The sequence below is a fragment of the Frigidibacter sp. genome, from assembly GCF_030695035.1.
Classification (GTDB): Bacteria; Pseudomonadota; Alphaproteobacteria; order Rhodobacterales; family Rhodobacteraceae; genus Frigidibacter.
Window position 1 is genome coordinate 248,767 of record NZ_JAUYTT010000010.1, and the last position, 11,313, is coordinate 260,079.

At 66.2% G+C, this 11,313-nt stretch carries 9 protein-coding genes; 7 read left to right on the plus strand and 2 right to left on the minus strand.

The annotated features are described in order from the left end of the window. Nucleotides 1-182: 182 nt before the first annotated feature. Both Q8S30_RS10335 and Q8S30_RS10340 read right to left on the minus strand, forming a co-directional pair. Entirely contained in the window at nucleotides 183-641 is a 459-nt protein-coding gene (locus Q8S30_RS10335) for a VOC family protein (RefSeq protein ID WP_305665941.1), read from the minus strand. A 9-nt stretch (nucleotides 642-650) separates the two neighbouring features. Next, nucleotides 651-1,199 (minus strand): MarR family winged helix-turn-helix transcriptional regulator, encoded by a 549-nt coding sequence (locus Q8S30_RS10340; RefSeq protein WP_305665942.1) that lies wholly within the window; start codon nucleotides 1,197-1,199, stop codon nucleotides 651-653. Nucleotides 1,200-1,439: 240 nt separating this feature from the next. Between Q8S30_RS10340 and Q8S30_RS10345 the strand changes: the two genes are divergently transcribed. From Q8S30_RS10345 to Q8S30_RS10375, 7 genes are all read left to right on the plus strand, one after another. Next, complete coding sequence (locus Q8S30_RS10345) at nucleotides 1,440-2,774, plus strand: 8-oxoguanine deaminase (RefSeq protein WP_305665943.1); 1,335 nt, start codon at nucleotides 1,440-1,442, stop codon at nucleotides 2,772-2,774. A gap of 126 nt (nucleotides 2,775-2,900) precedes the next feature. Further along, nucleotides 2,901-3,833: an SDR family oxidoreductase gene (locus tag Q8S30_RS10350; protein WP_371135489.1), complete on the plus strand. Its 933-nt coding sequence runs from the start codon at nucleotides 2,901-2,903 to the stop codon at nucleotides 3,831-3,833. A 126-nt stretch (nucleotides 3,834-3,959) separates the two neighbouring features. Continuing rightward, nucleotides 3,960-4,232, plus strand: coding sequence for a glucose-6-phosphate isomerase (locus Q8S30_RS10355; protein WP_305665944.1), 273 nt, complete (start codon nucleotides 3,960-3,962; stop codon nucleotides 4,230-4,232). A gap of 275 nt (nucleotides 4,233-4,507) precedes the next feature. Then, nucleotides 4,508-5,344 (plus strand): ArsR family transcriptional regulator, encoded by an 837-nt coding sequence (locus Q8S30_RS10360; protein WP_305665945.1) that lies wholly within the window; start codon nucleotides 4,508-4,510, stop codon nucleotides 5,342-5,344. Nucleotides 5,345-5,507: 163 nt separating this feature from the next. Then, entirely contained in the window at nucleotides 5,508-6,515 is a 1,008-nt protein-coding gene (locus tag Q8S30_RS10365) for an ArsJ-associated glyceraldehyde-3-phosphate dehydrogenase (protein ID WP_305665946.1), read from the plus strand. Then, nucleotides 6,512-7,789, plus strand: a complete 1,278-nt coding sequence (gene arsJ, locus Q8S30_RS10370; RefSeq protein WP_305665947.1) for an organoarsenical effux MFS transporter ArsJ — start codon at nucleotides 6,512-6,514, stop codon at nucleotides 7,787-7,789. Before Q8S30_RS10365 ends, arsJ begins: the two co-directional genes overlap by 4 nt. Nucleotides 7,790-7,986: 197 nt before the next feature. Then, nucleotides 7,987-11,313, plus strand: coding sequence for a DUF2126 domain-containing protein (locus tag Q8S30_RS10375; RefSeq protein WP_305665948.1), 3,327 nt, complete (start codon nucleotides 7,987-7,989; stop codon nucleotides 11,311-11,313).

The window sequence follows — 11,313 nt, forward strand, 5'->3', positions numbered from 1 at the left end:
TCCGTTCATCGGACAAATCTGCCGTTCCTTGACCCAAGTCACTGACTGGGGAGCGATGGACCGTTCTCGCGAGGCATGTTTCGAACAAGTTCGAAACACCCCTGTCCCTCGTTTTCCTTGGAACAGCGGTGATGTTTATTGCAATGGTTCTTGCCGCCCCCGTGGCAGGGCGGCGGCGGGTGTCATTCGGCTTGAAGAGGTTGAAGCAGCTCGATCACGTTCCCCCAAGGATCCGCAATGAATGCGACACGCACCATCCATTCGTGATTGTCGGTGGGATCGAGGGTGATGCGAACATCCCGGTTCCTTAGTTCGACCACCGCCAGATCGACGTCGTCGACCCAGATCCCCAAGTGATGCCATCCGTTCAACAGAAAGCTGTCAAATAGCTCGCCGTCACCCGGTCGTTCAACAGCACCATCGCCCGAAACTAATTCCAGTCGAAACGCTTCGGCGCTCTCCATCGCCATTTCTGTGAATGTCATGCCATTCAGATCAAAGGCGCGAACCACCTGCATCCCCAGTTTGTCCCGATACCAGGCGATGCCAGATTCGCGGTCCCTGATACGTAGGGCAACGTGTGCGACACGCGCCTTTGAGAGCGCGGAGGCCCGGATGGGGGCTGTTGCTGTGTTAAGCATGGTAAATTCCTATTTCAGATTGGTGGTGTTGTTTTCGCCGGCGAGACGCCGTCTCAAGATTTGCAGGAGATCGACGGTATCGATGATCCTCGAAACCTGCAGATCAGCGGCGAGATTGTCTGCCCAAGCCTGCTGACGCGCCATTGCCTGTTCATACGCGCCTAGCCCATGCCCGGTCATCGCAACGAGCTTTGCTCTGCTGTGGTGCGGGTTCGGGTCTAGCCTGACCAAACCACCCGCATGCATATCGTCCACCACCCGCTGTACGGCTTGACGCGTCAGTCCCATGTCTCGCGCGATATGAGCGACCGGCAACGAGACGGGAGAGCGGGATATGGCCCCAAGCACCTGCCAGCGCGCACTCGTCAAGCCCAGGTCGCCGACCAGTGCGTCACCCGATTGGATGAGGTCGCCGTTCAATCTGAAGATCTCTATTATGAGATCAGTCAACGAACTGCGGAGTTCGATTTTTTCAGGGCTGGAAGACGGGCGTTCAAAGGGCATATTCAACATCGCTAATGTAGACAGCATATTGTCATTACGACAGCGCATTGTCATTGTCAACATGTCGGTGGATTTATTTGAGACTTCAAAACTCAGTAGAGGCTCCTGGCGTTGATACTGCCCTGCAGTCGTGAGGCCGCTTTGGGCTCGAAGCTGCCCGCACAGCCGCCTCGCCACCCCCAAGAATCCCCTAGCCCCCACACCCCTCGCCTTGCTATCTTCCCCCAGTCGCGCGAGTCCTTCCCCCTTCTGTCGCGCGGCCGGCGTTTCACCGAAGGGATGCGAGGAAACGCCATGCCCGAGATCCTGATCCGCAACGCGGACGCCATCCTCACCATGAACGACACCCGCGCCGAGCTTGCCGGGGCCGATGTGCTGATCCGCGGCGGGGTGATCGCCGCCGTCGGCCACGGCCTCGCGACGACCGGAGAGGTGGTTCTGGCCCGCGGCTGCGTGGTCACGCCCGGCCTCGTGAATACCCATCACCACCTCTATCAGACCCTCACCCGCGCTGTGCCGGGCGGGCAGGACGCGCTGCTGTTCGGCTGGCTGAAGACGCTCTACCCGATCTGGGCGCGCTTCGGGCCGGAGGAGGTGTTTTCCTCGGCGCAGGTCGGGCTGGCGGAACTGGCGCTGTCGGGCTGCACGCTGACCTCGGACCATCTCTACCTCTACCCGAACGGGGTGAGGCTGGAGGATACCATCGCCGCCGCGGCCGAGGTCGGCCTGCGCTTCCACCCCACGCGCGGCGCGATGAGCATCGGGACAAGCGCCGGGGGCCTGCCCCCCGACAGCCTGGTGGAGCGGGAGGATGCGATCCTCGAGGACTGCATCCGCGTCATCGACGCCTTCCACGATGCGGCCGAAGGCTCCATGTGCCGCGTCGGCGTCGCGCCCTGCTCGCCCTTCTCGGTCAGCCGCGACCTGATGCGGGATGCAGCGCTTCTGGCCCGTGACAAGGGGGTGATGCTGCACACCCATCTGGCAGAAAATGCCGAGGATGTAGCCTATTCGCTGGCCAAGTTCGGTTGCCTGCCCGGACAGTATGCCGAGGGTCTGGGCTGGACCGGCCCCGATGTATGGCACGCGCATTGCGTGAAGCTCGGCCCGCAAGAGATTGACCTCTTTGCCCAAACCCGCACCGGGGTCGCGCATTGCCCCTGTTCAAACTGCCGGCTGGGATCAGGGATCGCGCCGGTGCGGGCGATGCGCGATGCGGGGGTGCGGGTCGGGCTGGGGGTGGATGGCTCCGCCTCCAACGACGCCGGCAATCTGGTGGCCGAGGCACGGCTGGCGATGCTGCTGCAGCGGGTCGCCAACGGTGCCGATGCGATGAGCGCGCGCGAGGCGCTGGAGATTGCCACGCTTGGCGGGGCTGAGGTGCTGGGGCGGCCGGATGTCGGCGCGCTGGTGCCGGGCAAGCGCGCCGACATCGCGGTCTGGGATGTGTCGGGGGTGGAGAGTGCCGGAAGCTGGGACCCGGCGGCGCTGCTGCTGGCGGGGCCGACCCGGGTGCGGCACCTGTTCGTGGAAGGGCGGCAGGTGGTGCGCGATGGGCAGGTGATGACCATCGACCTGCCGGAGGTGGTCGCCCGGCAGAACCGGCTGGCGGCGCGTCTGCGGGGGTGAGGGCGGAGAGCCGCACAAGCTGGGGCAGGGGCCCGAAAGCCGGAAACATCCCGGCGGGCGGGGCGTTGTTGGGTCTCTCGCGCCGATTGCGTGCGCGGAGGACGACCAAGCCGAAAGGATCCCGCCATGACAGATGCCCCCAAGATCGCCCCGAAATCCGACACGCCGAACACCCAGTATGAGATGCGCGACCCCCGCAGCCTCTATCCCAAGCCGCCTTTCGACACGCCGATGGTCCCCGAACCTGGCCTGACCAGCAACATGACCCCGCGGCCCGATCACGGTGAGACCTCGTACAAGGGCCTCGGCCGGATGCAGGGCCGCCGCGCGCTGATCACCGGCGGGGACAGCGGCATCGGCCGCGCCGTCGCCATCGCCTATGCCCGCGAGGGCGCGCATGTTGTCATCAACCACCTGCCCGCCGAGCAATCCGATGCCGACAGCCTGCTGGAAGAGCTGCACGCCGAGGGGTTGAAGATCGACGCCATCCCCGGCGATCTGATGGACGAGGCCTTCTGCAAGGCACTTGTCGCTGACGCCGCCGGGCTGATGGGCGGCCTCGACGTGCTGGTGAACAATGCCGGCAAGCAGGTGACGCAGGCCAGCATCCAGGATCTGACGACCGAACAGTTCGATGCCACCTACAAGACCAATGTCTATGCGATGTTCTGGCTGTCGAAGGCGGCGCTGCGGCGGATGAAGCCGGGGGCGACGATCATCAACGTCACCTCGATCCAAGGGTATGATCCTTCCCCGAACCTTCTCGACTATGCCTCCACCAAGTTCGCCATCCTCGGCTTCACCAAGGCGCTGGCGGGGCAGGTGGCCAAGGACGGCATCCGGGTGAACGCCGTGGCACCGGGCCCGTTCTGGACGCCGCTGCAACCCTCGCAGGGCCAGCCGGCCGAGAAGCTGGCGAAGTTCGGCGAGCAAACCCCGCTTGGCCGCCCCGGCCAGCCGGCCGAGATTGCGGCAAGCTTCGTGTTCCTTGCCACACAGGAATCCGGCTACATGACCGGCGAGACCATTGGCGTTACCGGCGGCAATCCGATCCACTGACCGCAAATCATTGGCAGAGCGGCGGAACCTCGCCGGGTGTCGGGCGTTGGTCACCGAATTGTGCAGTCTCGCGGCGATCCATCCGCGGTATGTGCGATCAGATACAGAGTTCCGGGAGATGGACCAATGACCAAGAAACTTATGATGATCCTTTGCGCAGGCACGCTTTCGCTGTCCGCTTGCACTGGCTACACGCCGAACCAGAATGCCGCCATTGGCGGTCTGACCGGTGCGGCGGCTGGCCTTGCGGCGGCTGACCTTGCAGATGGCAGCGACACCGTGAAGGTTGCGGCGGCCCTCGGCGGCGGCGCTGCTGGCGCGGCCATCGGCTCCAACGTCGGCGCGCGGAAGTGCACCTATACCAACGGCGCCCCGGCGCCTTGCCCGACGCGCTACTGATCGGGCTGCGGGGGCGGCTGCCGCCCCCGCGTCTTGACCAAACCCGTATTATCGGGGCCGGCTTCCGCAGGGGAGCCGGCCTTTTTCGTTAGGGCCTTCGCGCAGGCATGTGGCTCGTGCCGGCTGCACCGCCATCCTCGCCGCGGTGCCGCCCATTCCCTACCCCATGCCACCGCCACCCACACCGCCGGGCCCGCGCCCGCTGTCATCAAAAATTCACAGCCGCTTTCCCAATTTCACATGCCTTTCCGCTACAGTTCCATTATTCACGAATTATGGAAATAAAAGCCGCCTCCGAATCGCTCGCCGTTCTTGGTCACGAAGGCCGCCTGTCGGTGCTTCGCCTGCTGATGCGGCGGATGCCGCAAGGCGCGCGGCCGGGCGAGATGGCAGAGGCGCTTGGGATGAAACCGAACACGCTGTCGGCCTATCTCTCGGCGCTGGAGGCGGCTGGTCTGATCGCCGCCGAACGGCAGGGCCGGGCCATCACCTATACGGCCTGCCTGCCGGGCATCGGCGGGCTGATCGACTACCTTTATGCCGACTGCTGCCGCGGTCGGCCCGATATCTGCACTCCCGCCGCGTTTCGCGCCGGGGTTTCGTTGGAGGAACGAATGGAAGACCGGGTTTACAACGCACTTTTCATCTGCTCGGGCAATTCCGCCCGCTCGATCTTTGCCGAGTCGCTGCTGCGCGATGTGGGGAAGGGGCGCTTCAATGCGTTTTCCGCTGGCACCAAGCCGCATTCCGAGCTGAACCCCTACGCGCTCGAAGTGCTGGAGCGGGCGGGGCATGACGTGTCTGGCATGCGCTCCAAGCATGTGTCCGAATTTCAGGAGCCGGGCTCGCCGGTGATGGATTTCGTCTTCACCGTCTGCGACACGGCGGCGAACGAGGAATGCCCGCCCTGGCCGGGCCAGCCGATCACCGCGCATTGGGGCGTGGCCGACCCGGTGAAGGCGACCGGCACCGATGCCGAAAAGGCGCTGGCCTTCTCGCGCGCCTATGCCGAGCTGCGCCGCCGGATCATCGCCTTCGCGGCGTTGCAGATCGGCGAGCTGGAAAAGGTCGCGCTGCAGCGCAAGCTGGACGACATCGGCCGCGACGCATGAGCATGGGCGGGGCCTCTCGCCCCGCCGCAACTGACCTTGGCACCTGCGAGCGGCCGCGCCGCTCCGGGTCGCCCCGGGCATGGCTCCCGTCGGGAGACGCTGGTGCTGCCGGCGATGAATGACAAGACGCGGCAGGCTCGCGCCAGATGAGGGGAATACACCGATGACGAAGATCGCAATCAACGGCCTTGGCCGGATGGGCAAGCTGGTGCTGCGCCGGCTGGTGGATATGGGCCATGCCGGCAAGATCGTGCTGCTGAACGATCCGGTCGGCACCCCCGCCGACCATGCGCTGCTGCTGGAGTTCGACAGCATCCACCGCCGCTGGCCGGTGCCGATCAGCCATGATGACGCGGGACTGATCGTGGATGGCCAGCCGATGCGGCTGACCGCGGTGAAGCGGATCGAGGAGCTGCCGCTGGCGGAGCTTGGCGTCGATCTGGTCATCGACTGCACCGGCATCTTCAAGACCGGCGAGAAGGTGGCCCCCTATTATGCGGCGGGCGTGAAGAAGGTCGTCGTCTCGGCCCCCGTCAAGGATGGCGGCGCGCTGAACATCGTCTATGGCGTGAACCATGATCTTTACGATCCCGCGCAGCATCACCTGATCACGGCGGCAAGCTGCACCACCAACTGCCTCGCCCCGGTTGTGAAGGTGATCCATGAGGCGATCGGCATTCAGCACGGGTCCATCACCACGATCCATGACGTGACCAACACCCAGACCATCGTCGACCGCCCGGCCAAGGACCTGCGCCGCGCGCGGTCCGCCTTGGCGAACCTGATCCCCACCACCACCGGATCGGCGACCGCGATCACCCTGATCTACCCCGACCTCAAGGGCCGGCTCAACGGCCATGCGGTGCGGGTGCCGCTGCTGAACGCCTCGCTGACCGATTGCGTGTTCGAGATGAAGCGGGCGGTGACGGTGGAGGAAGTGAACGGCCTCTTCAAGGCCGCCGCCGAGGGGCCGCTGGCGGGGATTCTGGGGTATGAGGAACGGCCGCTGGTGTCGACCGATTACACCGACGATCCGCGCTCGGCGATCATCGACGCGCTGTCGACCATGGTGATCAACGGCACCCAGCTGAAGGTCTATGCCTGGTATGACAATGAATGGGGCTATTGCTGCCGGCTGGCGGATGTGGCGCTGATGGTGGCGGGGGAATGACCGCGCCCACCGCTGCCCCGCGGCCCGAGGGGCTGGCCGCCTATGCCGCCGTCACCGCGGCCTACTGGGCGTTCATGCTGTCCGATGGTGCGCTGCGGATGTTGGTGCTGCTGCATTTCAACGCGCTCGGCTTCTCGCCGATCCAGCTGGCCTACCTGTTCCTGCTGTATGAGCTGGCGGGGATCGTCACCAACATGTCGGCGGGCTGGATCGCGGCGCGGTTCGGGCTGACCTCGACGCTGTATGCGGGGCTGGGGCTGCAGATCCTCGCGCTGGCGGCGCTGGCGCAGCTGGATCCCAGCTGGACGGTCGGGGCCTCGGTCGCCTTCGTGATGGCGGTGCAGGGGGCTTCGGGGGTTGCCAAGGATCTGGCGAAGATGTCGTCGAAAAGTGCGGTCAAGGTGCTGGCGCCGGAGGGGGATGGCACCCTCTTCCGCTGGGTGGCGGTGCTGACCGGGTCGAAGAACGCGGTCAAGGGCGCGGGCTTCTTCCTGGGCGCGGTACTGCTGGCGCTGGCTGGGTTCCAGACGGCAGTCTGGGCGATGGCGGGGGTGCTGGCGGTGATCTTGCTGGCGGTGGCGCTGTTCATGCCCTCGGGCCTGCCGAAGGGCAAGAAGGGCACCAAGCTGCGGCAGATCTTCTCGGGCGACCGGCGCATCAACCTGCTGTCGGGGGCGCGGATGTTTCTGTTCGGCGCGCGCGACGTGTGGTTCGTCGTCGGCATCCCGGTCTATTTCCAGTCGGTGCTGTCGGATGGCACGCCTGCGGGGGCGCGGGCGGCATTCTTCGTGATCGGCGGCTTCATGGCGGCCTGGATCATCTGTTATGGCGCAGTGCAGGCCGCCGCACCAAAGATCGTGCGGGCGCAGGGGCGCCCGGCGGGCGAGATCACCCGCATCGCCGCCCGCTGGGTCGCGCTGCTGACGGTGATCCCCTTCGCGCTGGCGGGCGCCGCGCTGCTGGCCGATGGGCCGAGCACTTGGCTGACCGTCACGCTGATCGTCGGGCTTCTGGCCTTCGGGTTTGTGTTTGCGATCAACTCCTCGGTCCATTCCTACCTGATCCTCGCCTTCACCAGTGCCGAGCGGGTGACGATGGATGTGGGGTTCTACTACATGGCCAATGCGGCGGGGCGGTTGACCGGCACGCTGCTGTCCGGCGTCAGCTATCAGCTGGGCGGGCTGCCGCTGTGCCTTGCCACGGCGGGTGTGATGGCCGGGGCAAGCTGGCTGGTGGTGCGGCGGATCGAGCCGCGGGCGGCGGTGGCCGCCTGACCGGCGGCGCGTTTTCGGGCGCAAACCGCCGCGCCACTCCACAACTGCCTGTTTCTTGGGCGCCCCACCGTGGCTCCGGCCCGTCCGGCTGGCAGAGGCGCTTTGGAAACAGGGGGTTGCGTGGCAGGTGACAAAGGCGCTGGAAGCCCGGCCCGCTTCCGTGCAACCCTGCCCGGGAAACAGCGTTGCGGGATCTCATGTCGATCAAGGCCAGCATCTACCACCTGACCCATTACAAATATGACCGCCCGGTGATTCTGGGGCCGCAGGTGATCCGCCTGCGCCCGGCGCCGCATAGCCGGACGCGGGTGATTTCGCATTCGCTACGCGTCGGCCCGCAGCCGCATTTCGTGAACCACCAGCAAGACCCATATGGCAACTGGTTGTCACGATTCGTGTTTCCCGAGCCGGTGACCGAGTTCAAGATCGAGGTTGATCTGGTCGCCGACATGTCGGTCTACAACCCATTCGACTTCTTCGTCGAGGAAGCGGCCGAGACCTGGCCCTTCGACTATCCCGAGGACCTGCGGGAGGATCTGTCGATCTACCGCAAGACGGAGGCCCCCGGCCCGCTGCTGCAGGCGTTCCTCGACTCTGTGCCGCGGGACCGGGTCCGCACGGTGGATTTCATCGTCGGCCTCAACGCCAAGGTCGCGCGCGAGATCGGCTATGTGATCCGCATGGAGCCGGGCGTGCAGACGCCCGAGGAGACGCTGCAAAAGGCGCTGGCCTCGTGCCGTGATTCCAGCTGGCTGCTGGTCCATGCGCTGCGGCATCTGGGGCTCGCCGCCCGCTTCGTGTCGGGCTACCTGATCCAGCTTGCGCCGGACCTCAAGGCGCTGGACGGGCCGTCGGGCACCGAGGTGGATTTCACCGACCTGCACGCCTGGGTCGAATGCTACCTGCCGGGCGCTGGCTGGATCGGGCTTGACCCGACCTCGGGCCTGCTGACCGGCGAGAGCCATATCCCGCTGGCCGCGACCCCGCATTACAGCAATGCCGCGCCGATTTCCGGCCTTGCCAGCTTTGCCGAGGTGGAGTTCGGCTTCGACATGAAGGTGACGCGGGTGGCGGAACATCCGCGCATCACCAAGCCGTTTTCGGATGAGAGCTGGGACGCGCTGAACGCCCTTGGCCGCAAGGTCGATGAGCATCTGGCGGCGGGCGATGTGCGCCTGACCATGGGCGGCGAGCCCACCTTCGTGTCCATCGACGATTTCGAGGCCGAGGAGTGGAACACCGCCGCCGTCGGCCCGACCAAACGCATGTTCGCCGACCGGCTGATCCGGCGCCTGCGCAACCGCTTCGCGCCGGGCGGCTTCCTGCATTACGGGCAAGGCAAGTGGTATCCGGGCGAAACCCTGCCGCGCTGGACCTTCTCGCTCTACTGGCGGGCCGATGGCCAGCCGGTCTGGGAAGACCCCGAGTTGATCGCGGATGAGGGCGCGCAGGCAGGCGCGACCCCGCTGCAGGCGCAGGAATTCCTGCGCGAGATCGCGGCAGAGCTGGAGGTGGAGGAAGATTGCATCCTGCCCGCCTATGAAGACCCCGCGACATGGCTGGTGAAAGAAGCGAACCTTCCGCCCAACGTCACACCCGAGAACAGCAAGCTGAAGGACGCCGAGGAACGGCACCGCATCGCCGCGGTGTTCGACCGGGGGCTGACCGTGCCTTCGGGCTTCATCCTGCCGATCCAGAGCTGGCAGGGCCGCGCCTCGGGCCGCCGCTGGCGCACCGAGAAGTGGCGTCTGCGCCGCGGCTACATGTTCCTGGTGCCGGGAGACAGCCCGGTCGGCTATCGCCTGCCGCTGGATTCGCTGCCCTGGGTTCCGGCCTCGCAATATCCCTATATCAACCCGGTGGACCCGACCGTCGAACGCGGCCCGCTGCCGCCCGTGACCCCGGTCGATCCCACCCGCCGCTCGCAGCCGATGTCGAGCTTCATTCCCAGCGGCCCGGGCTGGCAGGGATCGCAGGGCAGCCCGGTGATGGAGGTGGATGGCTTCATCCGCACCGCGCTGTCGGTGGAACCGCGCGACGGGCGGCTGTGCGTGTTCATGCCGCCGGTGGTGTCGATCGAGGATTACCTCGACCTTCTGCGCGCGGCCGAGGCGGCGGCGAAACGGCTCGGCCTCAAAGTGCATATCGAAGGCTATGCCCCGCCACACGATCCGCGGCTGAACGTGATCCGCGTCGCCCCCGATCCGGGCGTGATCGAGGTGAACATCCATCCCGCCCATAACTGGGGCGATTGCGTCGCCACCACCGAGGCGGTGTATGAGGAGGCGCGGCAAAGCCGGCTTGGCGCCGACAAGTTCATGATCGACGGCAAGCATACCGGCACCGGCGGCGGCAACCATGTGGTCGTCGGCGGCAATACCCCGAACGACAGCCCGTTCCTGCGCCGGCCCGACCTGCTGCGCAGCCTGATCCTGCATTGGAACCGGCACCCCTCGCTGTCCTACCTGTTCTCGGGCCTGTTCATCGGCCCGACCAGCCAGGCCCCGCGGATCGACGAGGCGCGGCATGATGCGCTTTATGAGCTGGAGATCGCCCTCGCGCAGATCCCCGCGCCGTGGCAGGGGCAGCCGCCGCTGCCCTGGCTGACCGACCGGCTGCTGCGCAACATCCTGACCGATGTCACTGGCAACACCCACCGGGCCGAGATCTGCATCGACAAGATGTTCTCGCCCGATGGGCCCACCGGGCGGCTGGGTCTGGTGGAGTTCCGCGGCTTCGAGATGCCGCCGAACGCCAAGATGAGCCTGGCGCAGCAACTGCTGATCCGCGCGCTGATCGCCCGGTTCTGGGAGGCGCCCGCCTCTGGCACCCTCACCCGCTGGGGCACGCAGCTGGCCGACCGCTTCATGCTGCCGCATTTCCTGTGGGTCGATTTCCTCGATGTGCTGGCCGATCTGCGGCGGCACGGCTTCGATCTCGACCCCGCATGGTTCAAGGCGCAGGCCGAATTCCGCTTCCCCTTCTGCGGCGAAGCGGAATATGAGGGTGTCCACCTGGAACTGCGGCAGGCGCTGGAGCCCTGGCATGTGCTGGGAGAGACGGGCGCCATCGGGGGCACTGTGCGCTATACCGACAGTTCGGTCGAACGGATGCAGGTCAAGCTGACCGCTGCGGACCCGGGGCGCTATACCGTCACCTGCAACCGGCGCAAGATGCCGCTGCGGCCCACGGAAACGGCGGGCGTGTCGGTGGCGGGCGTGCGGTTCAAGGCCTGGCAACCGGCGGCGGCGATGCATCCGGTGGTGCCGGTCCATGCCCCGCTGACCTTCGACGTGTTCGACACCTGGTCGGGCCATGCGCTTGGCGGCTGCATCTATCACGTCGCCCATCCGGGCGGGCGCAGCTACGACACCTTCCCCGTCAACGGCAACGAGGCCGAGGCGCGGCGCCTGGCGCGGTTCGAGCCGAACGGGCACACGCCCGCCGGCTACTGGCCCGCCGATGAGGTGCCGCACCCCGAGTTCCCGATGACGCTGGACCTGCGCCGGTTGGCCGGGCTCTAG

Coding starts and splice junctions, on each gene's coding strand:
- Q8S30_RS10365 (WP_305665946.1), top strand. CDS start 5,508: ATGACGAAGATCGCAATCAACGGCCTTGGCCGGATGGGCAAGCTGGTG.
- Q8S30_RS10375 (WP_305665948.1), top strand. CDS start 7,987: ATGTCGATCAAGGCCAGCATCTACCACCTGACCCATTACAAATATGAC.
- Q8S30_RS10350 (WP_371135489.1), top strand. CDS start 2,901: ATGACAGATGCCCCCAAGATCGCCCCGAAATCCGACACGCCGAACACC.
- Q8S30_RS10335 (WP_305665941.1), bottom strand. CDS start 641: ATGCTTAACACAGCAACAGCCCCCATCCGGGCCTCCGCGCTCTCAAAG.
- Q8S30_RS10345 (WP_305665943.1), top strand. CDS start 1,440: ATGCCCGAGATCCTGATCCGCAACGCGGACGCCATCCTCACCATGAAC.
- Q8S30_RS10360 (WP_305665945.1), top strand. CDS start 4,508: ATGGAAATAAAAGCCGCCTCCGAATCGCTCGCCGTTCTTGGTCACGAA.
- arsJ (WP_305665947.1), top strand. CDS start 6,512: ATGACCGCGCCCACCGCTGCCCCGCGGCCCGAGGGGCTGGCCGCCTAT.
- Q8S30_RS10355 (WP_305665944.1), top strand. CDS start 3,960: ATGACCAAGAAACTTATGATGATCCTTTGCGCAGGCACGCTTTCGCTG.
- Q8S30_RS10340 (WP_305665942.1), bottom strand. CDS start 1,199: ATGACAATGCGCTGTCGTAATGACAATATGCTGTCTACATTAGCGATG.